Below are 26,398 nucleotides of genomic sequence, written 5' to 3' on the forward strand. Positions count from 1 at the left end.
ATGGAACGTCCCTACAAAGTTTTGCTTGTGAAGATGTGGTTCATCAAGAGTGAAAAGCGCTGTATTAGCTGATAATTATTCAAGCTCACATCTCATCAAAAAATTTTTAACTGAATATTATTAAGCACTTTAGAACACCTACTTTAAAACTCAGAAGTAGTTAGTTTAATATCTGCTGCTAACCAAGCTTTTTCAAACTCTTGTTTGACTTCAGCAGCTTCTTTTTGTTTGCCTTGTGCAAATAAACTTTCTGCTAATCCATATAAAGACCAACCATTATTTGGATGCTGTTGTAAATCTTGACGATAAACTGCTTCTGCTTCTTTTTCCCGATTTAATTTTAACAAAGCTCCGCCTAAAGATTGACGTACAGGATAATACCAATAAGGAGGTTCCATATAGGGTAAATTATCCTGAAGTTTTACGGCAGTTTGGTATTCGGAAATCATCTCTTCATTTTTATCTTTTAGGTTTGCCATTTTTGCCATTAATAAATGATTGGCAATTGAAATTAAATTTGTAGCAGGAAAATTTGCCTTTTCTAAACTACTAAATTGTAAATTTTGTAATAATTTGTTGATTTTTTGATACTCAAATTGAGCATTTTCTAAATTTCCCTTACCAACCCATGCCATACCTCTTGCATAATGCCATATTGCCATTGTATAGGGTAACTCATTTGATGGTTGAGATTCGGTAAGAATTTCATCCCACTTACCAAATTGTACCAAGGAAAAATAGGGAGTTGGGAGAAACATTTCAGTCAAAGGAAACTGCTTAACTTCCAGAATAGAAACTTTATCTACTAACTTTCTAGCAGCATTAATTGCATCTGTACTACGTCCTTCCATACTAACTGCTGACCAGAAAAAATGAATATTGTGAGGATAATAAAGTGCTGAATATAATCCTTTTTGTTGAGAAGTTGCTAGAAATTTTTCATCTGCTTTAATCGCATTTTGGTTACTACTAGCTGCATCGTGATAACGACCAATTCTGAGATAAAGATGAGATGGCATATGTACTAAATGACCAGAAGCAGGAACTAAATTCCGGAGATTATCTGCTGCTTTTTCTGCTTTTTCTGGATATGAGGAAGCTTCGATGGCATGAATATAATAATGTATTGCCCCTGGATGATTTGGATTTTTTTCTAATACAAATTCTAATGTTTTAACAACTTCGTTCGTTAAAGCTTGAGGTTCACCATTTTCTTTCCAGTAATTCCAAGGCATTAAATCCATTAAAGATTCAGCAAATAGGGTTGCTGCATCTAAATCATTAGGATATTGTTTGGAAAGTTCTCTCATGGTATTAGCATAAGCCATATCTAAAGGTTGACGATTTTCTAAATTTTGAGCAGAATATCTTTGAGATAAAGCTTTAATATAAGCTTGTTCGATCGGAGTAGTTTTAGTAGAAAGTTTTTGAGCTTTTTGGATAGCTTGATAAGCAGTAGGAATAGATTCTTGATTCATCGGTGCATTAATATTAGGACCTTCTGATAAAGCAATACCCCAATAACACATTGCACAATTAGAATCTAATTTGGTTGCTTGTTGAAAAGAACGTTTAGCTTCATCATGGTTGAAGCCAAAAATCAAGGTTAAACCTTGGTCGAAGTAACGTTGAGCTTCGGGAGAATTTGTTGTTATTTGATGATGGATATTTCCTAAGTTATTCCATAGAGGAACTACACTGTTTAATTGATTTTGGTTTCTCTCACTAGCTGACCAAGAAGGATTTAAAGTAAGTGTAATATAAATGCAAGTTGTGATACAGATAGAGATAAGAAAAATCTGATTTTTTTTTGTTTTAATATTCATAGTATGGTTGTTAATTATTGAATAAGGTTATTTAAGATGTCAAGTTTTGCTCTATTTTTTGTATTGGTGTTTTTGGCAATAACTTATTTGAAAAAATATTATTCTGAGGGCAAGTAGACTTCTTTATTTATAGAAGACAATATTACTATAGCAATTCTTCAGGTAGGCTATTGTATAGCGCTGTGCGCAGGCAACAGGCAACAGCTCATCTGGGGGAATAAAAGACCGGTAATACAAGACTTTTAGCTATTGGACAGTTCTTGTAATTTGTAAATATGCCAGCGCACATTGCTATATAATCTCAAAGCTTTACTAAAATTTTATTTTTTTAGCTATAGTCCGTTTAATTAGCGGTAAAAAAACTTGACTCTATATCTTAAGCAAGTCTCCCTAATTCTATCTCTTTTCCTTTTTTTGGCTGTTACTTACTCCGTAATATTTATAAGCATTCAACCAAACAGTTTCTGATTATTTCTGAATTCCTTCTTTTTAGTTCAATAGGGTTCAGTTAAGGATTTTTTTGGAAGTTCTGTAAATTGTATAACCTCAAAGCTTTACTAAAATTTTATTTTTTTAGCTATAGTCCGTTTAATTAGCGGTAAAAAAACTTGACTCTATATCTTAAGCAAGTCTCCCTAATTCTATCTCTTTTCCTTTTTTTGGCTGTTACTTACTCCGTAATATTTATAAGCATTCAACCAAACAGTTTCTGATTATTTCTGAATTCCTTCTTTTTAGTTCAATAGGGTTCAGTTAAGGATTTTTTTGGAAGTTCTGTAAATTGTATAACCTCAAAGCTTTACTAAAATTTTATTCTTTTAGCTATAGTCCGTTTAATTAGCAGTAAAAAAACTTGACTCTATATCTTAAGCAAGTCTCCCTAATTCTATCTCTTTTCCTTTTTTTGGCTGTTACTTACTCCGTAATATTTATAAGTATTCAACCAAACAGTTTCTGATTCTTTCTGAATTCCTTCTTTTTAGTTCAATACGATTCAGTTAAGGATTTTTTTGGAAGTTCTGTGATCTGAAAAGCTTATCTAATGGTTCCATAGTATAGGAGTTTTGGTCTTATCTATTTGCGCAGCATTCCGTAGGAAACCGTATTGCTTTTTAGTTGAAGGAGTTACAGGAAACCCAGAATAAAAAATTACTTCCTTAACTTACCAAGAATAAATCTGTTCCCCAAAATTTCCGTGACTATTTTCATCAGTATTCAAGAGAACATCATATAATTCCATCTGAATTACTCCTTTTAGTTGATTGACTCTCTAGCAAATAAGAACACCAATAATTACCACTACCTCCATCAAATTTTATTGTCTTAATACCTGGGATTTTCCATAACCATAATTTGAGATAAGGAGTTACAGGAAACCCAGAATAAAAAATTACTTCCTTAACTTACCAAGAATAAATCTGTTCCCCAAAATTTCCGTGACTATTTTCATCAGTATTCAAGAGAACATCATATAATTCCATCTGAATTACTCCTTTTAGTTGATTGACTCTCTAGCAAATAAGAACACCAATAATTACCACTACCTCCATCAAATTTTATTGTCTTAATACCTGGGATTTTCCATAACCATAATTTGAGATAAGGAGTTACAGGAAACCCAGAATAAAAAATTACTTCCTTAACTTGCCAAGAATAAATCTGTTCCCCAAAATTTCCGTGACTATTTTCATCAGTATTCAAGAGAACATCATATAATTTCATCTGAATTACTCCTTTTAGTTGATTGACTCTCTAGCAAATAAGAACACCAATAATTACCACTACCTCCATCAAATTTTATTGTCTTAATACCTGATATTTTCCATAACCATAATTTGAGATAAGGAGTTACAGGAAACCCAGAATAAAAAATTACTTCCATAACTATTTCAGCCAAAATTAGATTATTTATGCTGATTTTATCCTTTATAGAATCATTCTTGCTTATTCTTACTTGACCAGAAAATCAGGTATCAAGCCTCCCCTTTCAAGGGGTAAAAATCAATAAATTCAGTATTTAAAGTCTCCCTATGCCATGAAATACTGATAACTGATAAATGTTAACTGAAGTTACTTATTATCTACTAAATAAGAACACCAATCACTCCAACTACCTGCATAAAGTTTTCCTGTATTAATACCCGCCATTTTTAACGACCATAAATTCACACAAGCAGTCACACCAGAACCACAATAAACAATAACTTCCTCAGCACTTTTTACTTCTTCCCAGCGAGAAACTTGTTCCGAAACTTTCGCCTGACTATTTTCATCAGTAACTTGTTTCCAAGGATAATTAACCGCCCCTGGAATATGACCAGCAATAGGGTCAATAGGTTCATGTTTTCCTAAGTAGCGATCGCTATCTCGCGAATCAACTAATACTACTTCTGGCAAATCTTTTTTTGCTTTAACTGTTTCTATATCTACTACCATTTTTGATTGAATTTGTGGTTCAAAAAAACCTGTTTGTCGGGCAGAAATTTCATTAGTAATTGGATATTTTTTTTGCCACTCAGAAAAACCGCCATCTAAAAGAGCAACTTTTTCATGGCCCATGTATGTCAATAACCACCATAAACGGGAAGCAAAGGCAAAGCGAGAATCATCATAAGCTACAATTAGAGTCTCTCGGTATTTAACACCTATACTTGCTAATTTTTGACCAAGTTTATCAGGATCGGGTAATGGGTGACGCCCGCCATGTTTTTGTACTGCGCTGGAAAGGTCCTGATTAAGGTCAAAATAGAATGCCCCAGGGATATGACCTGCTTGATATTGTTTTTGGCCTAATTCTGGGTCAGCTAAAGAAAAACGACAGTCGATGATGATTAGGTCTGGGTCATTGAGATGGTCTACTAACCACTGAGGAGAAATAAGAATATTTTTATTAGTCATATTTACTAAGTTAAATTAAGTTTTCTTCTGATAATAATAGTTGAGGATAGGTGGTAAAACTATTGATTGTTTGTGGCGATCGCTTCACTAACATTTTACTGATAAAAACAACTACTGCCATGAATAATATTACCACAACTATCCCTAGAGTTATCTTACTAATTTTGAGATGATTCCAACTTCTATTTTTGATAGTATTAATTTTTGGCTTTGAATCAAATCTATATTGTTGATTATCATCAAAATTAGGCCAAGTTAAACTAGATGAGGAATTTAATGTTAAATCAAACTCCTGACCCCAAATTGCATAATCATCCCTGTATCTTTTAATTAGTAATTTAACTCTTTTAATTGATTCAGGAGCTAATTCTATTAATTGATGTCTAACTATATCTACAATATAACTTCTCTCTGGCAATTCTTCAGATTCTAGGAGTATGTGTAACCATCCATTTACTGCACTAACTTTTGCATTAATACCTTGAGGATGTAACGTTCCATTTAATAGGGTAGCAATGGATTTAGAATTTCCTTGTTTAGCAAGTTCGATAAATCTATATTGAACCATAATTAATTACCTCTGAATAATGAATTGCAAATATAGCAATATGATTTTAGTTGTGAGATATTGAAGATTTTTAGGGAACAGGGAACGCAGAACAGGCAAAAGAGAAGAAGAAAAAAATGAATATCTTATGAATAAGATAACTGCTATACCGTATACTTTTAAGAAACATCTCAATTCTCACATCTGATTCCTGATTGCTATATTTGTTTTTATTTACTTCGTAAGTATTTCCTGTGGAATGCTGCGCAAACAGCCGTCAACTTGCCTCATCACCTCGGAAATTCGGACTTCAGCTATCAGCTTCATTACCTTGAATTGTATGGGTTAAAAAGTCAAAACAAGTCTTTCTTGTGCTTCAATTTATGGGTGGAAAATTTAGTATAAGTTAAACTAATTTTTACTTCATTCATTAAAAAGCTGACCGCTGACAGCTAATAGCTGAATGCTTACTTTACTTTTTAATTTTCGCTACTCTAATTGCATAGTCAGCATAGCCTTGATATTCTTTGACTTTTTTTCTAGCTTGTTTATATTTAGGATGAGATGCTGGCACTATTTTCATAAATTCTGTTGCGTCTTGCCACTGACTTGCTACTGCTTCCCATTCTATTTTAGTCTGGGCAGATTGAGCCATTTCTGCTGCATTTATAGCTCGATTAACTGCAAGTTTAAATGGGTCTGGTGGCGGTAATACAATAGTTGTTTTTGGGATAGGTGAAGATTTTTTTATTGGGGAATATACAGGTGTAGGTTTAGTTTTTACTTCTTCAACTTCTAGGTTTTCGGACTCAACTTTTTTTGTTATTGGTGAGGGTATTTCCGGTACTGTAACTACAGGATTTTCGGACATTAATTGCCATTGATAAAATCCATATACGCCTAATATAAGTAAAGGAATAATCAGTAATACTAAAATATTGTTTTTGATTGTTTTCTGGATTATTTGTAAGTAATTACTTTCTTCTATTTGATGAACTAGCTTGACTTTTTTTGTCGCCAATACTGATTGAGGTTTATTTGTAATTTTAACTCCAGAATAGGTGCTAGTTTTTGTCAATTCATTCTCTGTTTTATCTTTTTCTTTTTGTTTAAATACCCCGCCGTCTACACGGTGTTTACAATTGCTTGGGGTTTGAGTCCCCATCCACTTTTTCCTCTCTTGGTGGGCATTCCTTTCCGTCTGTCGCCGACGCGGGGTCGCACCGCTTCTTCCTTCTTTCTTCTTCCTTCTTCCTTCTTCAATCAAATTAATCTGAGGTTGTTTGGATAAACTTGTCTTTTGTAGAGTAGGACTATATATTTTGTTCAATACCAAAAAACTTTTAGATAAAAATTCAAATTGATATAATTTAGCTGCTACAATTAACCAAACACTAATAAAAACAAATAAAAGTAACTTATCTATAAATGTTTCAGGATGTAAAAAATGACTTTTTTCTAAAATTGCAATTTGATAATTTAGGTTAAACCAAGGCAAAATTAATGTATATATTAAAGTTGCTGCCAGAGTACTAATAATAATTATCAACCAACTATATAAAGCTTTCCACCAACTTGTAATTGGCGGGAATAAGAAAAAATTATACCGATAACTTCGATGTAAAATTTTCCGATAAATATGAAAAATCAAAATAAAGTAATGATGCAAAAAAGCAAAAACAGGAATCAAAAAAAACAGAAAAATAATACTCAAACAAATGAATAACTCTAAACTTTCCCCTAGTTGTTGCCAACAATATATTCCCAGTTTTAAATCCTTAATTATGGCAACTAAAATAGTTATAAAATAAACCATAATTAAAGCCTTTAACCAAGAACTAGGACAAGGAAACCAAGGAGGTAAGTATAATTTTTTCTGTTTATTCATTAGATAACTATTTCAGAGGAAAAATTGATCAATCACAAATTCATGCCACAACCAACAGCAGATGGCTCTTTTACTTTTTTTTCACCCGAATTTGGTGAAACTTTTCACTCTCATTTTGGCGCTCAACAAGAAGCAGAATTTAAATTTGTTTACCCAGTTCAACTATTATCTAGAATACATCAACCCGTGGTCTGCCTACTTGACGTTTGTTATGGACTAGGATATAACACTGCTTCTGCTTTAGCAGCCATCTGGAAAATTAATCCTGGTTGTCAAGTTCAATTGGTGGGTCTAGAGTTAGACCCAGAAGTGCCAAAAGCAGCGATCGCTACAGGTCTTCTAGATAATTGGCCTGACCCTGTGCCAGAATTATTAGCTACTCTAGCTAATACCCATCAATTACAAACAGAAAAAATTCAAGCCAAACTGCCCATCGGGGACGCTAGAATAACTATTCAAGAACTAAATAACTCCGGTTTCCAAGCTGATGCTATATTTCTCGACCCCTTTTCTCCACCTAGTTGTCCTCAACTTTGGACAGTAGAATTTTTGCGCTTAGTAGGTAAGTGTCTCAAACCTGATGGTTATCTAGCAACATATTCCTGCTCTGCAGCAGTCAGAAAAGCATTACTAGAAGCTCATTTAAAAATTGGTTCTACTGCACCAGTAGGTAGGCGATCGCCAGGAACAGTGGCCAGTTTTACTGAAGAATATTTACCCCCACTGTCCGAAAAAGAAAAAGAACATTTACTAACTCGCGCTAGTATTCCCTACCGAGACCCCCACTTATCAGACTCGGCGGAAATTATTATGCATCGTCGCCAGTTAGAACAACAAAAATCATCCCTAGAACCTACATCTCATTGGAAAAAACGTTGGTTGTTGAAGAAGGAGTCAGGAGTCAGGAGTCAGGAGTCAGGAGTTCAAATTTAAAAGTCAAAAGTCAAAAGTCAAAAGTCAAAAGTGAGGATATATGAAACTATGAAACTATAAGTACTGGAGAGTACAAAGTTCTGCTAAAAAACAGTTGGCTATCAAGATTGAAAGTGTTACTGGGAAAGGTTTACAGCACCTACTGTTGTGAATGGAGAATTTTTAACCTTGGGTCCGTGAAACCCTTGACTAGCAATAGTTATTCCCAGAACTTTGCACTGTCTAGTATAAGTAGTCATGCAAAATTAATGAAACATACTCTAAAGCTAAAAAGCTGATGCTGTAAAAATTACAGAGAATAAAATTAGGTAATTAATTTTGCTTAAGCACTTAGCAGTGCTTGAGGGGTATATTTACAAATTGCAGAGACTACCCAATAGCTAAAAGTCTTATATTATCTGCTTTTTATATCAAATCCGCTAAAAAATGTTCCATTAAAGCACCGTAGAAGTCAAAAGTCAAAAGTCAAAAGTCAAAAGTGAGATTTGATGAAAAAAAAGCAGTGCTTGAGGGGTATATTGACAAATTGCAGGGACTACCCAATAGCTAAAAGTCAAAAGTGAGATTTGATGAAAAAAAAGCAGTGCTTGAAGGGTATATTTACAAATTGCAGAGACTACCCAATAGCTAAAAGTCTTATATTATCTGCTTTTTATATCAAATCCGCTTAATGTCGGTATCAAAAAAATGTTCAATCTGAGCGCCATTGCCAAATCTTTCTCAATCTCCCCTACTCTCCTACTCCCCTACTCCCTATCTCCCACTTTTTCTAAACAACCACCTCGAGGACTGCCATATATGAGAGGATAAATATTATAGATTCGCTAATATAACGTTTCTTATTCAATAAGAAAATAATCTCAAAAATCATGGTAGCGGTAGCAATTTTAGCGGCTGGACGTGGCACCAGAATGAAATCTGACCTACCTAAGGTATTACACCAGTTAGGTTCTTGTACCTTAGTAGAACGGGTCTTGAAAAGTTGTGTTTCTATTCAACCATCGAGAATAATTATTATAGTTGGTTATCGTGGAGACCTTGTACAAGAGTCTCTTCTTAATACTGAGAATCAAGACGATAACTTACCCACCCCGGAATTTGTAGAGCAAAGGGAACAATTAGGGACTGGTCATGCCGTTCAACAGTTATTACCCAGTCTTGAAGGATTTTCTGAAGACCTTCTGGTTTTAAATGGGGATGTACCATTATTACGGCCAGAAACTCTGAAGAATTTAATTGACACTCACAAAGAAAATCAAAATTCAGCCACCATCTTGACTGCGAATCTGCCTAATCCCATAGGTTACGGTAGAATATTCTGTGATACAAATAATATCGTTACACAAATAGTAGAAGACCGAGACTGTACGGCAGCTCAGAAACAAAACCACCGAGTAAATGCCGGAGTCTACTGTTTTAGATGGCCAGCTTTAGCAGAGATTTTACCAAGACTTACCACAAATAATGACCAACAAGAGTACTACATAACAGATACAGTTAATTTTCTCAGCCCTGTTATGGCAGTTGATGTGAATGACTATCAAGAAATTGTTGGTATTAACGACCGTAAACACTTGGCTACAGCTTATGATATTTTGCAAACGCGGGTTAAAGATGATTGGATGAGTGCTGGAGTAACTTTGATAGACCCCGATAGTATCACTATTGATGATACAGTTTTGTTACAACGGGATGTGATTATTGAACCACAAACTCATATTCGGGGTCGAAGTATCATCGGTGCTGGTAGTCGTGTTGGGCCAGGAAGTTTGATTGAAAATAGTCAGATCGGTAAAAATGTATCGATTTTGTATTCGGTGATTTCTGATAGTGCGGTGGCAGATCATACTCGTATTGGCCCTTATGCACATCTACGAGGAGATTCTCAAGTGGGTTCTCGCTGTCGAATTGGTAATTTCGTAGAATTGAAAAAAGCTCAGGTGGGCGATCGCACTAATGCAGCTCATTTATCTTATTTAGGGGATGCGACCTTGGGAGAAAAGGTAAATGTTGGTGCAGGTACAATTATTGCTAATTATGATGGAGTGAAAAAACATCATACCGAAATTGGCGATCGCTCTAAGACTGGTGCAAATAGTGTATTGGTTGCTCCTGTGACTTTGGGGGAAGATGTGACGGTAGCGGCAGGTTCGGTAGTAACAAAGAATGTGGAAGATGACAGTTTGGTTATTGCTCGCTCTCGACAACTTACGAGAAAAGGTTGGCGGTTAAAGTAATGTGATGAAAGTAAGCAAGAGGAAAATGAGTCGGAGCATTAGAAAATAAAACAGAACGGTAGCGCAGAGCGCCAAGTTTGAAGTAAGTAATTAACTTATTCGAGTTCCAAAGTGTCCCTTGGATTGGCCAGCGCTCACCCTATCCTTTGTGTAGTCCTACTCTATCAACAATAGACCTCTGGCGATCGTGAATCTCAAACCCTTTAAATACCTTAGTAAAAATTTAGTTTCCGCAGATGTCTAATGACAAAAAGATCGAACAGTTAACCTAATATTTCTAGCTAAATTCAGCTTATAACAGGGGACAGGGAACAAGGGGAAAAACATTTCCCTGTTTGAGGTTGATCATCAGCATAAGTCCTAACCGCCAATGCTTTTGCTGTAGTATATACCTTTTTTAATCCGGATTTTGTCAGATTTAAACATATTAAAAATGCCTTGAGACTTTACATCATGTTTAAAGACTTTTTCACCGACATTAGTTTATCTCAAGAAAGAGCATTATCCTACTCATTGCCAGACCTTCTTGTTGAGTCTGGTACTCAACTTACTCAGTTTACCTATAATAGTCAAACCCAAAAATATGAATCCCAAGCCGTAGTTAACTTGGAAGAGACACCTTTCCCTCCAAGTTCTTGGGAACTTGTAGCCTCATCAGATTCAATTATTGTGGGTAAAAATATTGAACGTAGACCAAATCAAGAGCAAACAGATAGACCTCAATCAAAAGTTATAAAATTATCACCATCGTTAGAAAAACTTAAAGTCTATGAATGTGCTGATGTGGCAGCAATGGCAACCGATGGAAATCATATTTTTGTCTGCACTGGAGGAAAGCTTGTTGCTTTGAGTCAAGATTTGGAAACCTTGGATGAAGTTGACTTAGAATTAGAAGGTTGGGGATGGAGAAAGAAGAAAAATGCCCATGATATCTTGATTCATCAATCAATTGCTTATTTGCTAGATAATGTTGTTGAGCCAACTTATATTCTTCGAGTTGATATCTCTAACCCCAGTAATCTGCAAATTATTAGTACTTTCGATATTACTGGAATTAATCATCATCTTAGAAAACAATGGATAAATCCAGATTTGAATCAGTGGTGTATTCTTCCGTATTATGGAACTCAAGGAGGTTCAGGAGAAAATATTATAATTCTTCCTCTTGATTTGGGCGGACATAAAAAGCTACGCGACATGAATGCGCAGCATGAACCAGGAAAACGTAACGCACTCTACTGAACTAACTAACGCACCCCACAAATGTTGCTGATAACTGATAAAATGGTGCGTTAGACAGACTGTTAAATGGCTTTCATAGTCTAAATTTTAGCCGTCTAACGCACTCTACAAATTTTGCTGATAACTGATAACTGATAACTAATTATGAAAGCTTTTGAAATTCAGGAATTTGGTAATTTAGTCTGTACTGAAAGACCACAACCACAACCAAAATTTGGAGAAGTTTTAGTGAAAGTTAAAGCTGTCTCCCTTAACTATCGAGATATTTTAATGGTTAAAGGTCTTTACAACCCCCATCTAAATTTACCTGTTATTCCATGTTCCGATGGAGCAGGAGAAGTTGTGTCAATAGGAGAAGGTGTCACTAAATTTAAACCTGGAGACAGAGTTGCGAGTATTTTTATGCAGAAATGGCGATCTGGTAATTTAACTAAGGAAGCATTTAAGTCAGCTTTGGGTGGTGAAGTTAACGGAATGTTGGCAGAATATGTAGTCTTGTCTGAAGATGGTTTAGTAAGTATTCCGTCTCACTTATCTGATATAGAAGCAGCTACTTTACCTTGCGCTGCAGTAACAGCTTGGCACGCTTTAATGGAAGCAGGTTTAAAACCAGGGGAAACTGTTCTAGTTATGGGAACAGGTGGAGTTTCTTTGTTTGCTTTACAGTTTGCAGTTATGGCAGGAGCGCGAGTCATTGCAACTTCCAGTAGTGATGAAAAGTTGCAGAAGGTGAAGCAGTTAGGTGCATCTGATGTCATTAATTATAAGTCTGTACCGAAGTGGGAAAAACAGGTGTTGGCGTTAACTGATGGAGTGGGAGTTGATTATATTGTGGAAGTTGGTGGAGCAAATACTTTGAGTAAGTCTTTAAAAGCAGTCAAAATGGGAGGGCAAATTAGTTTAATAGGTGTATTAGCAGGAGCGCAAGCAGAATTTAATCCTTTACCCGCAGTTATGAAAGGAGTTCGTATACAAGGAATTTTTGTCGGTTCGCGCCAGATGTTTGAGGCAATGAATAAGGCCATAGATGTTAATAAATTACATCCTGTATGCGATCGCGTCTTTCCATTTGAGTCAGCTCCAGAAGCACTAAGTTATATGGAAACAGGTTCCCATTTTGGCAAAATTACAATTCAACTTTAGGAGAGAAAAATGAAAGCATTGGTATTAGAAAAACCAGGAACTCCCGATAGTTTACTTATAGCCGAAATGCCTTTACCACAACCAAAAGCAGGAGAAATACGGGTAAAAGTTCATGCAGTAGGATTAAATCCTGTTGACTACAAAGTAGCTGCTTCTGGGTCGTCAAGGTGGAGTTATCCATTTATTTTAGGGTTAGATGTGGCGGGAGTTGTGGATGCTGTCGGTGCTGATGTGACTGACTGGCAAGTTGGAGATCGAGTTTATTATCATGGAAATTTGTCTAAACCCGGAGGTTATGCAGAATATACTAACGCTACCGCCATAGCAGTTGCTCCACTTCCAGAAGGTGTTTCTTTTACTGAAGCTGCTGCTATTCCTTGTGCGGGTTTGACTGCTTACCAAGCTTTGCATCGACGCTTGCACATTCAGTCAGAGCAAACTATTTTAATTCATGGTGGTGCTGGTGGGGTTGGTGGTTTTGGGGTACAGTTGTCAGTGTTAGCTGGATTGGAGGTAATTACAACTTGTTCTCAGAATAATTTTGATTATGTGCAAAAGTTGGGAGCAAAGCATTTAATTGACTATAAAAATGAGGATGTAGTTGTTAGGGTGAAAGAAATTACTAAAGGACGTGGTGTTGATGCAATTTTAGATACGGTTAGTTCAGAAACTGCAACAAAAGGTTTTGAAATGTTGGCATTTAATGGTGGAATTGCTTGTATTGCCGGGTTGCCTGATTTTAGTAAGTTTAAACTTTTTAGTATTGCTGCTTCTATCCATGAAGTTGCTTTGGGAGGTGCTTATTTATCTGGGGATAAAAAAGCAATTAAAGATTTAGGAAAAATGGCAAGAGAAATGGGGGAATTAGTCAGACAAAAAAAAGTTGATTCAATGTTGACAGAAGTAATTAGTTTAGAGGAAATACCAGAAGCATTAAATCGTTTAAAAGGTCGTCATGTCCGAGGTAAAATAGTTGCTAAAGTTGAGGGATAAAGTGTATTGGAGAAAAGACAATGTCTTTGTAATATCATATCCGGATAATAGCGCCATAGAACTCCGTTCCCTTTACACGTTAAGGCAGTTGTGCGCCACCAAACAAAAAACTTTCTCCTTTTCCTCCTCTTCTTATTTCTTCCCTCCTGACTCCTGACTTCCACTCCTGGGAGGGGTTAGGGGTGGGTTGACTCCTGACTCCTTCTTCTAATTTAGAGGTTACATTCTTGAACCTTAGAATATAATATCCGACGCAAACGTTTAGTAATCATAAATTCTGGGATATTCACAGTAGCATCTAGCTCTCTTAAAGCTATTGGCAAATGACCTTTAGGAGCATTTTCTGAAAAATTTAACTGCTCATATTTTTTCCATTTTCTGGATTTTCTCCAACCTAATTGATCGCCGAATAGTTGGTAACTTTGTGGGTCGTATGCTTCCAAATTATTGCCAGTTTCTAAGTAAATTGATACTTGAATACTAAGACCAAATTTATCTTCAGAATACTTCCGCCAGAGTCGGTCTATATTACTGATTTCTTCACAAGAAATTTTTTCTTTTATTGCTCTTGTATTGATACCTCCTCCTCTCTTTCTTTGAGTTAAAGTTAAAATCAGATCGTATGTTTCTTCGTCTGCTTCTTGCCATTTATTATCTGCTAATAAATTTTCTAACTTAGAATAAGGAGAATTCTCTGGCTCTGGTGAAGTAATAATTTGAGATTGAGAAATATCTGATTTATTGTGGGTTAATATTTCTAGATTATTAGAATTTGCTAATGATGGAAATGCTGCCAAAATAATCAATAAAAAAACAATTAAATTTTTGAATTTATACTTAATCATAAATTAACCTCCAAATTATTTATCATCATGTTCTAGAATTTATTAAAAATACAACAATTTTCTAGTGGATGAGGTACATCTTGGAAGTAGGGAGTAGAGAGTAGGGAAGAGGAAAGAGAAGATAGAGATTAATATTGAACTGTACCTCACCATCTTAAAAAGTGCTGTAAAATTGTTGTCAGTTTACCTCATAAACCTAAAATACGCTGTATAAGTAATCCTATTTAATTAAAATTTTATAGAAAATATATTGGAATTAGCAACCAACTGCTAAATATTTAGGCTAAAATCCACCTCTATCTCGGAGAAGGACTAAGTTACGATAAACATTATCATACATTTTTAAATTTGACTAACTTCTTGAAGTCAAATAATCGTAACGATTCAGCTATTAATAGTAAAGTTTAAGGCGTTTCAGCAACATCAAGTTGAACTTGGCCTCAATTTATCAATCGCTTTTACCTCCTGCAAAGCAATAGCTGATAGCTTACAAATAATCTTTCCACAAATGAAAATTAGTTGTCCTACCAAGTAAAAATACACCCTCTCCTTCTATTCTTGATTGCCTCAATAAATTACACGCATTTGCGATAACATAATCTAGACAATCTCGATCTGCCAACAATATATCTTGTTCCGTTTCATATAATGAAACACCTTCATTTCGCAAACATCTTCTTGCATAAAATACAGTCATATCTCTTCCTAATATTTGTTTAATCCATGCCCTTGCTCCAATGGCAAATCCTTGATTCGGATTACACATAAATACTAACCCACAAATACTGCTAATAATAGGTCTGATCAGTTCTCCCTTTTCATTAAAAGCTTGGTCTAATGGTAAATTTTTAAGTTTTAAATCTTGAGGAGTATAAATTTTTTCCTTAATCTTTTTCAGCTCTTCATTTGATAATTTAATTAAAGGCATTGTTGCAACTTTTTGATTTTTTAAATATTCGATCCACTCAGAATCTAAATTACATTCTTTAGCACCATAAATTAGAGTATTTAAATATCTTTTAGAAGGCGGTATACCCTCTTTAATTGTCAGACCTGGGAATTGAATTTTTTCTCTATAAGCTATATATGTTAGAGCATTAATAGTAGTATTTGAACCATAAGGCAAAACTTGTACAATTTCTTCTTGATATACTTGACCTTTACCTTCTAATCCATCAATTACTGCTTTACATTCTGGTGACATTTCATACAAACAACCATGTACAATAGAATTTTTTTGATAAACTAAATTAGCGTAACTTGGATCGACATTATTCGTCGGCACATATAAATTAAATTTAAATTCAAAATTTTTTAATATAGCTGGTTGAGAATGTAAAATCAGTGAATTAGGTTCTGTATTGTATTTATCCTTTGTTTGAAGATTTGATGCTAATTTGAATTCTAGTAATGATTTAGATAAGTTGGAGCCATAGGCAAAGTATTTAATATTAGAAGTAGAGCTAGAAAATTGTGCCGAATTTGGTTGCATATAACCTCGATTAGTGAGTAATTAGTAATTTTCATTTTATCAATTTTTTCTGAGTTAAGTTAAACTACTAATGTAATATAATTAAGTAATTTTGTTTGTAGTTGGGCTTTAGCCCAACTACTTGTCTTATTGCTAGAGCAAAACTACGATAAAAGTTGCACATCGCGTTACCATGTCTCAAACTATACTAAAACCCCAAAATACAATTCCTCCTCTCGAAAACGGAGACCAACTTACTCAGATAGAATTTGAACAACGTTATGAAAAAATGCCTGATGTCAAAAAAAAAAGTCCAGATAGGGAACAGTCTTTGACAACAAAAAATCACTCTTTATTATTATTTTATTACTTGGCAAACAGCTTCCTAACAGCTAAATCTTTCGGAAAGAGAAATTGTTCGGCAAATAATACTTTGGAGACTTACACTTGAGCACCACACAGCAGTTAGCTGCTTTTGTGCAGCAGATCGAATATCACAATTTGCCGGAAACGGTTGTGAATCAAGCTAAAAATGCAATTTTAGATACCCTTGGCGTGATGCTAGCTGGAGCAACAACTTCTGTTGGCAACATTTTACTTCGCTATGCTGAGAGTCTTGGCGGAACCAAACAATCTAGTGCGTTAGGGACACAACTACAAACCTCATCTCCTCTTGCTGCTTTAGTTAATGGTACGTTTGCCCATAGCTACGATTATGACGATGATAACTGGGCGATGATGGGTCACCCTTCTGCACCAGTATTATCAGCAGCGTTAGCAGTAGCAGAAGCGCAAGGGGCTACTGGAAAAGAGCTTTTGACTGCTTACATTCTCGGATATGAAATAGAAGCCAAAATTGGCAGAGGGATGAATCCAGCACATTATCGCCTTGGATGGCATCCCACTTCCACATTGGGAATCATAGGCGCAACAGTAGCTACAGCGAAATTACTAGGGTTATCATCCTCCGAAATTGCTATGGCTTTAGGTATTGCAGCTTCCCTAGCTAGCGGGCTGAGAGCTAATTTTGGCACTATGACTAAACCCCTTCATGTGGGACATGCAGCTATGTCAGGGGTGCAAGCAGCAACCCTTGCTCAGATGGGTTTAACTGCTCATGAGGCTATCTTGGAAACTTCTTTGGGTTTTGCTGAGAAATTCACCCAAGAGAATGGCTTTCAATTTGAGCCTATGACTGACAATCTGGGTAATCCCTATGAAATTCTTCGGTCTGGTTCCTGTATAAAACAGTATCCTTGCTGTGCTTTTACTCATCGAGCAATTGATGCCATCTTGGAGTTAGTTAAAGTTCATGATTTTTCTGCTGAGGAAGTGGAAGAAGTGGAGTGTTTTATGGGGCCAGCATCCTCCGGGGTTTTGAAATACTACCGCCCTCTTACTGGACTCGAAGCCAAATTTAGCATGGAGTATTGTCTTGCTGCGGCAATCGCAGATAAAAAGCTAGGGTTATCTCAATTTACAGATGAGAATGTTCACCGACCTGACATTCAAAGACTTTTAGCACGGGTCAAGCGTCAAGTCAATTCCTCCATTCCCAATGATCCAGTGCAAGAGGAGCAACTTCCGGTATTAGTGAAGGTCAAGTTAGTAGATGGGCGTTATCTTTCCCAAGAAGTTGCGATCGCTAAGGGTCATCCTCAAAATCCCCTTACCGAATCAGAGTTGAAAGCTAAGTTTTGGGATTGTGCTTCTTTGAGCTTATCTTCACAACAAGTTACCCAGGGTTATACTGATGTGCTTAATTTGGAAAAGATAGACTCTATCAAAACTGCGATTAAGAATCTGATATCATCAGAATTGGCTAAATGAAATTAGAGGAAAAGGACTTTGGTTACACAATTTAAAGACTACTTCTCAAAGCAAGCAAATGATTATAGAAACTATAGACCTCATTATCCAGAATCTTTATTTGAGTATTTAGCTGCACTTGTACCTGATCGTCAAGCAGCGTGGGATTGTGCCACTGGTAATGGTCAAGTAGCCTTGAGCTTAACCCCTAACTTTCAGCAAATTTATGCTACAGATGCCAGCGAAAAGCAAATTAGTCATGCATTTCATCATGATAAGATTAACTATTCTGTGGCAGTGGCCGAAAAAGTTGGGCTAGGGAATCAATCGATAGATTTAATAACTGTTGCAGAAGCTGTTCATTGGTTTAATCTGGAAAAATTTTATCAGGAAGTGCAGCGAGTTTCTAAACCTGGAGGAATTCTTGCTATCTGGGGCTACTGGTATTTTCAGTTCCTCCCAGGAGAAGAGCATTTAGACCAAATGTGTAGGAAATTTTTCACCACAGTGGTTGACCAGTATTGGGATGAAGAAATAAACCTACTAATTCAAAATTATCAAACCATTCCTTTTCCTTTTTCTGAGTTTAAAACACCTGTTTTCACAATGGAAACCCAATTGAACATGGAAGAATTTATGAGATATTTGAATAGTTGGTCTGCGATTCAAAAAATGATCGCTGTTCAATCCCACGAACCAATCTTGGAATTCTCCAATCGTCTAGTCAAAGCTTGGGGCGATCCCGAGAGGAAAATTATATTTCAATGGCCATTACATATGAGAGTTGGTCGGATAGAGTGAACTACCCCTGGGGGGGCAGGGCTGTAACATTGCTCAATTTTTTGGTTTCCTGAACCTCCCGAGTGGCCAAAGTTTCGCGCCTGTTTTTCTAAAATTAAACCCAATAGTAGAAAAAAACGGCGATTTCCGTGACCTTATATCATGTCCGGATAATTAGTGATCAGAAAACTCTCTCCTTCTTCTCCTGTTCTTCTTCTTCCTTCTTCTTCCTTCTTCTTTCTTCCCTCCTGACTCGGTCCTCCTGACTCCTCCGTAGTTATTTATTTATCACTGTTTAACCGGACATGACCTTAAGGGGCTTGAAAGCCCTCACCCAGGAATTTTAGGATCGAGAATGAAACAGCCCTGCTGCCCCTGGGGGAGTGACAAGTATAGTTAAAAAGCGGGTAGGATAAGGGGTTGAAACGGACGGCGTAACAAACAGGCTCAAACCCTTGTGAATTAGTAATCCGAGCAAGTTATGGTAGAAAAAGAACGGTCTCAATTTTCAGCAATCCCTATCTAGGATTAGGATAAATATGATAAGTTCCCGTCAATGCAGCCTTTTCTAGGATATTACCTTCTATGGCCTGCAAGACATCACTACTGCTAAAACGACCTTCAACTGGACAACAGTCTAAATTGAGTGCGTAGAGGGTAAAATGATAGTGATGAATCTTTTCATCATTCCACGGTGGACACGGACCATCATAACCAAAATAATCCCCTGCCATTTCTGGATCGCCAACATACCCTTGTGTATAATCATTAATCCCCTGTCGCGTGCCTAAAGGGGCTTCAGGTCCACTCTTCCCTCCTGGAATCACGCCATCGCTAAACTCACCAGGAGCAATAGATTTAATATCGGGTAATATATCTACCAATACCCAATGATAAAAATCCACACGAGGTAGACTAGCTGCCACAATTTTACCCTCTTGCTCTGCATCATCAAATACGCTTGGCACATCAGGATCATGGCAAATTAACACCAGAGAACGAGTCCCTTTTGGCAAATCACTCCATGCTAAATGAGGATTTTTATTATCTGATAATTCCATATGTTTTTCTGGGTGGTATTTGCCAAACGCAAACTCTTCTGGAATTTTGCCACCCTCTGAAAAGTTATCACTCCAAAGTTTCATCTTGTAATTATCCCCTATTTTTTTGAATTTTAAAACCGCATCCGAGCAGCTAACATTTGCAAAAAGAAAAAATGTAAAAGTAGCTAGATATGCCCAAATCTTGATTGGCATAAAAGATATGTTTATCTGGATAACCCTCTATATTTTGCCAAAGATTTTGGTTTGTTAATAATTCATGCTTGTTTTTCCAAGATATATCACTATCGTAGCGGTTTTGATTAAAACTATAGGCAATTAAACCTTGGGATTTGGTCACTCTCAGAATTTCATCCAGAGATTCTTGAGGCGCTAAACCAATGACAGCAGCACTGAGCACTGCATCAAAAGAGGCATCAGGGATTTCTGATAAATCAGTCAGATCCCCCACAGTTACCTGATTGTAAATTCCCGAACGGTAGGATTGAATATATTGGATACTTTCCGCACTGATATCCACTCCCACTAATTTGCCTCGAAAACCAGCTTTGCGGAGATCCACTCCCAGTAAACCGGTTCCAGCTCCTGCATCAAAAATGGATAAATTGGAATCCTGTAAATCCAGAAATTGACTCACTGTTTCAGTTAATTTTACGGGTGCTTGATATCCCATAAAATTGAGCAAGTCATCATAGAAAGGAGCGACAATATCGTAGTTCTGACTAACCGCTTGATTGTTACCTGATAAGTCAGAAAAAATCATGCGAATGCCTTGTTGTTGATCGGGATTAAGCACTCCTCTATGAACCTCATAAGCAGCAATTAGTCTGTCTAGAAAACCTTGATCTTCTGTAGGATGGTCTTGACTCATAATGGTTTCTTAAAAATATGGTTGACAGTAGCAGAAACATGAAAATCGGGAGTTTCTTCACCTTTTAAATATTCAAACCCCGCATCTTTTCCTAACTTGGGATAGTCTTCCACATCCCAGACTGGAATAGTTTCCGATTGTCGCTCTAAGACTTTACCATCACTAACCCGTGTAAAGACAATTTCCCGCTCTCGAATCACTAACTCGGGAATAATGCGGGTTTCTTTGAGGGAAAACTTACTGATCCATTCTTCTTTAATCTCACCATGTTTGGAATGCTGCTGCTTAAAGGTGAGAATCAGCGTATCATCCTGGACACACCCTTCCATGTCTTTATCCTCTTTCCCATCTAGTTCTTGTTGAGCGATCGCGGCTGACCCCCCTGCTTTATCATGAATGTAGGTTCGGGCATCATTGATAATGAGTAGACCTCCGGGGCGAAGAATGCGGTAAAACTCACGGAAAGCTGTATTTTCATCTACACGATCCACATAGCCATCATGGATTAAGCTGAAGGAAGAGAAGGGAACCGTAATGCAATCTAAACTCTCATCATCTATGGGATAAGGGACTTGCAAAACACTCCATTGAATAACCCGATGACGCTGATCAGGGGGAAATTTTTCTTTGAGTCGCTCTAGCATCGGGGCTGATATATCCATCCCATAAATATCGCAACCTGCTTCAAACAAAGGAATTAACAGTCTTCCCGTACCACAGCCTATTTCTAAGGTTGTGCCATCTTGAATATAACTGCGATAGTAGTCAATTTCTGCAGATGATAATCTACTATACCAACTAGAACCATAAAGTTCGGAAATCAGTTCTGAATAAACCGGTTCTTCAAACACGGAATTTTCAGAATCAATAGGTTGCCAAATTCCTGTCATGATCTTAATTTAATTCACCTAAAAAACATCAAAATTTATGAAGATTCTTCCTGAGCTTTTGCTTCAGTAATAATCGTTTCTAAAGCATCATCAATATCTCGTTCGCAGCAGTCAGGATTGATCATATTAATCCGTAAAAATCCCTGATCTCTAAATGTGGAATAGTTGAGGAAGGGTTTGCCCTGTTGAATCAGATGATTGCGGAGCCTACGGTTAAAACTATCAAGATCTGTGACTAATGGCGAGCGATATCGAAAACAGATGTTAACACTGATTCGGGGAAATACCAATTCTAGATTGTGTAAAGTCCGAATTTGCTTTTCTGCGTATTCAGCCAATTCCAGTAACCGATCCATTCGTTGACCATAACCGTGATCGCCATAGTATTTCCAAGCCAGCCAAAGTTTTAAAACATGTACTTTGCGGGTGCATTGGAGTGATTTCTTGCCTAAATCATAAGCCGCTTCATCATATTCATGAAAGATGTAACTAGAAGCTTTTGATACATCACAGGTGGTACATCCCTCATATAGAACTCCCTTATTCTTAGTTAAAATCACCGAACAGGGAAGGGGAATACCCATCAGTTTATGGGCATCCCAAGCGAAAGAGTCAGCTAATTCGGAGCCATCGAACCAAGACTGACAGCGATCGCTCAAAAGAAAGGAACCACCATAAGCTGCATCGACATGGAGCCAAAGATTATATTTGGAGGTAACAGCAGCAATTTTATCAATGGGGTCGAAAGCTCCTAAAACTGTGGTTCCCGAAGTTGCAGCTACAAAGAATGGCATTTTACCCTGGTTGAGCGCAGTTACAATGGCTTGCTCTAGTGCCACAACATTCATTTGTCCTTGCTTATTAGCAGGAACTCTGACCAAGTTATCAATACCAATCCCCAAAATATTAGCAGCACTGATAAATGAATAGTGAGCTTGATCCGAAATAAAAAAGACTAAATTGTTCTGTTGTAATCCCTTTTGCTTAACCAGGGGCAAAACCTTATTTCTGGCACAAAGTAAAGCTACCAAATTCGCCTGAGTCCCCCCAGTCAGGAAAATACCATCTCCGTTCTGGAATCCTACTAATCCAGCCATTTTCTGAATTAGGGCATTTTCCAGAACTGTAGCCGACGGTGCACCCACATAGGTAGCAATTGAGGTATTAGTGACCGCCGATAAGATTTCTCCCATTAAACTAGGAACTGTATAAGCACCATAGGACTTACCAAAAAATTGGGGATGGATAGTTCTAACTGCATATTGAAGATAAGCTTCAACCGTAGCTAATAAGTCTTTTTCCGACAATCCTTGAGTATTAATATTAGTATCAAACTTTTTCTCTAAGGCTTGATAATTATAGTAGTTAACAACCGCGTCATTTTCTAGGGGGTTATTTTGAATATAAGCAACCATTAGGTCTAAAAAATCTTGCAGTAGTTCTCGATCTTTTAAGTTCATCAGACTAAACCTGGCTAAATTTGTCAATGCAAGTGACCAAACGACTGATTAATATATCAGCTTCTGCGGTAGTCAATACTAAAGGAGGGAGTAAGCGAATCACTCGTTGCGCTGTTACATTAAACAGCAATCCTTCTTCAAGTCCAAGGAGTCGAAGATCTAAAGCAGGACGGTCTAATTCTACACCAATCATCAAACCTTTTCCGCGAATACTTGTAACCATTGGGTGAGATATAAGCTTTTGATACAGCCTTTTCAATAAATATTCACCAACCTCAGTAGCTTGAGTCAATAGGTTTTCCTTTTCGATAGTTTCTAAAACAGTAAGAGCAACACAAGATGTAAAAGGATTTCCTCCCAAAGTTGAACCATGTTGGCCAGTTTTTATCAGTCCTGTGGCTAGGCCTCTAACTAAACAAGCACCAATGGGGATGCCATTCCCTAGTGCTTTTGCCAGACATAACACATCGGGCAATATATTCTCATGCTGATAAGCGAACATTTTACCAGTGTGGCCAATTCCAGTTTGGACTTCATCAAGCATCATCAGGCAACTAGCGCGATCGCAAATTTGTCGAACTTTTTGCAGATAGCCAAAATCCGGCACAATGATACCAGCATTGCCTTGAACTGGTTCTAGAAGAACGGCAACAATATCAGGATTTTCTTGGATCGCCCGTTCTATAGCAGCAGCATCATTATAAGGGACTCGCACAAAACCAGGTAATAACGGTTCAAAACCTGCTTGAATTTTAGGATTAGCGGAGGCACTCAATGCTCCAAGGGTACGACCATGAAATCCTCCTTCCATTACCAGGATTTTGGGATTATTAATGCCCTTTTGATGACCATAAAGTCTAGAAATTTTTAGTCCTAACTCATTAGCTTCAGCTCCAGAATGGTTGAAGAATGCCTGCTCCATACCACTGAGTTGAGCCAGCTTTTGAGCGAGTTTTTCTTGCCAGGGAATACAATAACCATTGGAGGTATGCAGAAGTTTCTGGGCCTGAGTTGTTATAGCCTCAATCACAGCCTGGTGAGAATGACCTAAAACCGTCACGGCAATGCCACTCATGCCATCCAAATATTGCTTCCCTTCTGTATCCCAAAGCCATACACCTTTTCCATACTCAAAAGCAACAGGAAGCCTTTTATAAACTGGCAGAATGAAACTCTGATTCATAATCGTCACTCCTGATTTATTTCTTTTTTTGTTTGTTTGGAGATTGAATAGCTTCCGGAAAATATCTTTGCATCATTTCGGATACAATTGCAACCTGTCTGGCCATTGCTTTGCCATCTTGGGCATTAGTTCCTTGACCATGACGGGAAAGAACGGAGTTACCTGTTTTCAGATATACTGGGGAAGCTATCCTCACAATTTCTGCTGCTTCATAGGAGCGAACAAACCCACCGGAAGATGGTGGACAATCAACGTGACAATCAATGGGAATATTAACTGCGCTGCGTAAGCTAGCAATCATCGGAAGTTGTAAATCGCGAACGGGATTAATACTGTCAGCTCCAATGCTTTCTAATAACTTTAAGGCAGCAGCATTAGCATGGCCACAGTGTGCTGACACTTTAAATCTAATGTGGCCAGGTAATTCCTGGGCTGCACGCATTTTACCTAGAGTCCATAGTAGTCCTTCATCATAGATAACAAAGTTTTGCACCCCAAGCTCAATACCACGCTTGATATCTTCAATAGCTCGCACAAGTTGCTCTTGGCCTCTTAAACGATACCCAATTCTTTTTCCATCATCACACTTAGCCGTTGCGCTAGTGTCATAGACTGCTCGTGGCCCTGTTGACATAACTAATTCACAACTATAGTCTTGGCATAGTTTCACGAAAGATTTTATTTCAGCAGCAGTGTGGCGAAACATACCATAGGTTTCTATCATTCGGTTAATAGTCACACCTAAATATTTGCATTCTTCTAAAAGTGCCTGTGCAGTTGTAATATCATTAACTGTTGGCACCTCAATGCCAAAATGTGACCCGTCAGGAAATCGTTTTTCGGAACTGTGAAGGCTATATTGATCCCCTGATGGTAAATTGATACTTTCTAAAAAATTGCGTGTCTTTTCAAACATAAAAGTATTTATTGTTTTCGATAATCTGATTGATACATTATTATACCAATAGACATCTCCAATAATCAAAAATAAAATCAATTATCGCACTATATACATCAATTTTTTCCACCTACTTCCTACTCCCTCTTTTCTGGAGATGTCTAATTCTTAAAAACTTTGCTGTACTAGAATTTTCTATTTCTAAAGGCTTTGTTGCACTAATATCCTGAAACCCTTATAGGGCAGCACTTGATCATTTATAGATTTTATTGAGAAACCATTGTTTTATAATGCTTCTAGCACTTTCATGCAACAAAGCCATTGTCCAGGACTTATATGAAATATTGAGTTATTGTTACGAAAAAAGGCTGATATTTTGCTAAAAAATCCCAATTTTGTAATACTTGTTGATGAGCATCTTCATTTTTTATTTCTAGAGCCAAAATATAGCTAGTATCTCAAAAATAGATTTCTTTCATTGTTGATTGTACAGATAACGGTCGTGATTAATTGTGCCATCTTCTACATCACATTCCACAGGATTTTTACCTAAATCCCAAATGGAAGGTGTTTTTTTGATGCTCGTGATCATAATTTTTCCATTTTCTTGAATAATCTCAAACTCTTGGCTTTCTCCTAACAATTCTTTAGGTATTAATAAGCCTTTTTCTGTAGCTGTTAATTTCATGTTTAATTACCTCAATTAATTTTGTATATTAATTCGTTAAAATTACTCTGTCTCAGAATTGCAATGCTTATCCTAAACTTTCAATTTCCTGCAATACATCTACTAAAATAGGAGCATTTGAGGAAATAACATTTTCTTCACTTCCATCATGTTTATGGTGAGTAAAATTTGGCAAATTGAGCTTTTTATGGTGTCTAGTATTGTCATAACGAAAAATCAGATTATTTGAGGCAGTCATATATTGGTAGGAATACATATCACGCTCTACAGTTATTTTTACATCTACAAACTCGCGAAAGTAAAGCATTGAATCGTCTTTAAATCTAGTTTATCCCCGAATAAAACCTTGATAAGTACCTTGTTTTTTGGGATTAAATGTAAAATTTTGAATTATTGAAAATGTCTGAAGAGCTTCATTAACTAGCTGAAAATATTCTTCAATCAGCAAAATCAACTCCTTTATATATTTCTAATTCTTTCCTTAATCGCTCTAACATTATTGATTCTCCAATCCATTCATCTAATTCTAAAGTTTCTTCAAATTCATCATTTTCATATTTTTGTAGAAATTCATTTGTGGATAAATGATATTTTGCTTCAAATTCTAAGAGTCGTTTTTCTGTACGTTTAATGCTACTGGATATTAAGCTTAATTCTTTTTTTACCATATCTTGAAAAAATATCTTTAATGATTCTGGGTTTTGACATTTAATTTTTAGTTCTGGCATATTTACC

General features: G+C 36.6%; 24 protein-coding genes and 1 pseudogene. 8 read left to right on the plus strand and 17 right to left on the minus strand.

Going from position 1 to position 26,398, the window contains the following annotated elements; all coding sequences use genetic code 11:
* Positions 1–143: 143 nt before the first annotated feature.
* The 6 genes from F6K18_RS05790 to F6K18_RS05815 all read right to left on the minus strand — a co-directional run bounded on the left by F6K18_RS05790 (position 144) and on the right by F6K18_RS05815 (position 7,159).
* Positions 144–1,826 (minus strand): tetratricopeptide repeat protein, encoded by a 1,683-nt coding sequence (locus tag F6K18_RS05790; protein ID WP_287519421.1) that lies wholly within the window; start codon positions 1,824–1,826, stop codon positions 144–146.
* A gap of 1,467 nt (positions 1,827–3,293) precedes the next feature.
* Entirely contained in the window at positions 3,294–3,548 is a 255-nt protein-coding gene (locus tag F6K18_RS05795; RefSeq protein ID WP_287519422.1) for a hypothetical protein, read from the minus strand.
* Positions 3,535–3,723, minus strand: coding sequence for a hypothetical protein (locus F6K18_RS05800; RefSeq protein ID WP_287519423.1), 189 nt, complete (start codon positions 3,721–3,723; stop codon positions 3,535–3,537). The genes F6K18_RS05795 and F6K18_RS05800 overlap by 14 nt, the downstream gene beginning before the upstream one ends.
* A 173-nt stretch (positions 3,724–3,896) precedes the next feature.
* Complete coding sequence (locus F6K18_RS05805) at positions 3,897–4,724, minus strand: sulfurtransferase (protein WP_287519424.1); 828 nt, start codon at positions 4,722–4,724, stop codon at positions 3,897–3,899.
* 10 nt (positions 4,725–4,734) lie between these two features.
* The gene (locus tag F6K18_RS05810; protein WP_287519425.1) at positions 4,735–5,292 is read right to left on the minus strand and encodes a hypothetical protein; all 558 of its coding nucleotides are present in this window, start codon (positions 5,290–5,292) and stop codon (positions 4,735–4,737) included.
* Between the two features lie 451 nt (positions 5,293–5,743).
* Complete coding sequence (locus tag F6K18_RS05815) at positions 5,744–7,159, minus strand: hypothetical protein (protein ID WP_287519426.1); 1,416 nt, start codon at positions 7,157–7,159, stop codon at positions 5,744–5,746.
* 42 nt (positions 7,160–7,201) lie between these two features.
* Here F6K18_RS05815 and F6K18_RS05820 point away from each other — a divergent pair, with 42 nt between their 5' ends.
* From F6K18_RS05820 to F6K18_RS05840, 5 genes are all read left to right on the plus strand, one after another.
* On the plus strand, positions 7,202–8,092 hold the full coding sequence (locus tag F6K18_RS05820) for a tRNA (5-methylaminomethyl-2-thiouridine)(34)-methyltransferase MnmD (protein ID WP_287519427.1): 891 nt from the start codon (positions 7,202–7,204) through the stop codon (positions 8,090–8,092).
* A gap of 869 nt (positions 8,093–8,961) precedes the next feature.
* Positions 8,962–10,329, plus strand: a complete 1,368-nt coding sequence (gene glmU, locus F6K18_RS05825) for a bifunctional UDP-N-acetylglucosamine diphosphorylase/glucosamine-1-phosphate N-acetyltransferase GlmU (protein WP_287519428.1) — start codon at positions 8,962–8,964, stop codon at positions 10,327–10,329.
* 438 nt (positions 10,330–10,767) lie between these two features.
* A complete protein-coding gene (locus F6K18_RS05830; RefSeq protein WP_287519429.1) occupies positions 10,768–11,571 on the plus strand; it encodes a hypothetical protein in 804 nt (267 codons plus the stop codon).
* Between the two features lie 144 nt (positions 11,572–11,715).
* Positions 11,716–12,714: an NAD(P)-dependent alcohol dehydrogenase gene (locus tag F6K18_RS05835; RefSeq protein WP_287519430.1), complete on the plus strand. Its 999-nt coding sequence runs from the start codon at positions 11,716–11,718 to the stop codon at positions 12,712–12,714.
* Positions 12,715–12,723: 9 nt separating this feature from the next.
* Positions 12,724–13,707 carry a zinc-binding dehydrogenase gene (locus tag F6K18_RS05840; RefSeq protein ID WP_287519431.1) on the plus strand — a complete coding sequence of 328 codons (984 nt, stop codon included), beginning with the start codon at positions 12,724–12,726 and terminating at the stop codon, positions 13,705–13,707.
* A gap of 212 nt (positions 13,708–13,919) precedes the next feature.
* Here the strand turns inward: F6K18_RS05840 and F6K18_RS05845 are convergent, their stop codons facing one another.
* The gene (locus F6K18_RS05845) at positions 13,920–14,552 is read right to left on the minus strand and encodes a GUN4 domain-containing protein (protein WP_124146681.1); all 633 of its coding nucleotides are present in this window, start codon (positions 14,550–14,552) and stop codon (positions 13,920–13,922) included.
* A gap of 487 nt (positions 14,553–15,039) precedes the next feature.
* Positions 15,040–16,044: a gamma-glutamylcyclotransferase family protein gene (locus F6K18_RS05850; protein WP_287519433.1), complete on the minus strand. Its 1,005-nt coding sequence runs from the start codon at positions 16,042–16,044 to the stop codon at positions 15,040–15,042.
* Positions 16,045–16,216: 172 nt separating this feature from the next.
* On the opposite strand from F6K18_RS05850, the gene F6K18_RS05855 reads away from it, so the two are divergent.
* The 3 genes from F6K18_RS05855 to F6K18_RS05865 are packed head-to-tail and all read left to right on the plus strand — an operon-like array spanning position 16,217 to position 18,633.
* Positions 16,217–16,474, plus strand: coding sequence for a hypothetical protein (locus F6K18_RS05855; RefSeq protein WP_287519434.1), 258 nt, complete (start codon positions 16,217–16,219; stop codon positions 16,472–16,474).
* The gene (locus F6K18_RS05860) at positions 16,471–17,853 is read left to right on the plus strand and encodes an MmgE/PrpD family protein (protein WP_287519435.1); all 1,383 of its coding nucleotides are present in this window, start codon (positions 16,471–16,473) and stop codon (positions 17,851–17,853) included. Before F6K18_RS05855 ends, F6K18_RS05860 begins: the two co-directional genes overlap by 4 nt.
* An 18-nt stretch (positions 17,854–17,871) precedes the next feature.
* Complete coding sequence (locus tag F6K18_RS05865; protein WP_287519437.1) at positions 17,872–18,633, plus strand: class I SAM-dependent methyltransferase; 762 nt, start codon at positions 17,872–17,874, stop codon at positions 18,631–18,633.
* 497 nt (positions 18,634–19,130) lie between these two features.
* Here the strand turns inward: F6K18_RS05865 and F6K18_RS05870 are convergent, their stop codons facing one another.
* The 9 genes and pseudogenes from F6K18_RS05870 to F6K18_RS05910 all read right to left on the minus strand — a co-directional run bounded on the left by F6K18_RS05870 (position 19,131) and on the right by F6K18_RS05910 (position 26,391).
* The gene (locus F6K18_RS05870) at positions 19,131–19,757 is read right to left on the minus strand and encodes a YbhB/YbcL family Raf kinase inhibitor-like protein (RefSeq protein ID WP_287519439.1); all 627 of its coding nucleotides are present in this window, start codon (positions 19,755–19,757) and stop codon (positions 19,131–19,133) included.
* A 49-nt stretch (positions 19,758–19,806) separates the two neighbouring features.
* Complete coding sequence (locus F6K18_RS05875; RefSeq protein WP_287519441.1) at positions 19,807–20,544, minus strand: class I SAM-dependent methyltransferase; 738 nt, start codon at positions 20,542–20,544, stop codon at positions 19,807–19,809.
* Positions 20,541–21,434 carry a class I SAM-dependent methyltransferase gene (locus F6K18_RS05880; protein WP_287519443.1) on the minus strand — a complete coding sequence of 298 codons (894 nt, stop codon included), beginning with the start codon at positions 21,432–21,434 and terminating at the stop codon, positions 20,541–20,543. Before F6K18_RS05880 ends, F6K18_RS05875 begins: the two co-directional genes overlap by 4 nt.
* A gap of 35 nt (positions 21,435–21,469) precedes the next feature.
* Positions 21,470–22,894: an aminotransferase class I/II-fold pyridoxal phosphate-dependent enzyme gene (locus F6K18_RS05885; protein WP_287519444.1), complete on the minus strand. Its 1,425-nt coding sequence runs from the start codon at positions 22,892–22,894 to the stop codon at positions 21,470–21,472.
* Positions 22,895–22,898: 4 nt separating this feature from the next.
* The gene (locus tag F6K18_RS05890; protein ID WP_287519445.1) at positions 22,899–24,077 is read right to left on the minus strand and encodes an aspartate aminotransferase family protein; all 1,179 of its coding nucleotides are present in this window, start codon (positions 24,075–24,077) and stop codon (positions 22,899–22,901) included.
* A 16-nt stretch (positions 24,078–24,093) separates the two neighbouring features.
* Positions 24,094–24,993: a hypothetical protein gene (locus tag F6K18_RS05895; RefSeq protein ID WP_287519446.1), complete on the minus strand. Its 900-nt coding sequence runs from the start codon at positions 24,991–24,993 to the stop codon at positions 24,094–24,096.
* Between the two features lie 457 nt (positions 24,994–25,450).
* Positions 25,451–25,663, minus strand: a complete 213-nt coding sequence (locus tag F6K18_RS05900; protein WP_287519447.1) for a hypothetical protein — start codon at positions 25,661–25,663, stop codon at positions 25,451–25,453.
* Between the two features lie 67 nt (positions 25,664–25,730).
* Positions 25,731–25,976: pseudogene (locus F6K18_RS05905) on the minus strand (DUF6516 family protein); the annotation flags it as partial.
* 124 nt (positions 25,977–26,100) lie between these two features.
* Positions 26,101–26,391: a hypothetical protein gene (locus F6K18_RS05910; protein WP_287519448.1), complete on the minus strand. Its 291-nt coding sequence runs from the start codon at positions 26,389–26,391 to the stop codon at positions 26,101–26,103.
* Positions 26,392–26,398: the final 7 nt, after the last annotated feature.

This window comes from Okeania sp. SIO2C2, assembly GCF_010692625.1.
Classification (GTDB): Bacteria; Cyanobacteriota; Cyanobacteriia; order Cyanobacteriales; family Microcoleaceae; genus Okeania; species Okeania hirsuta.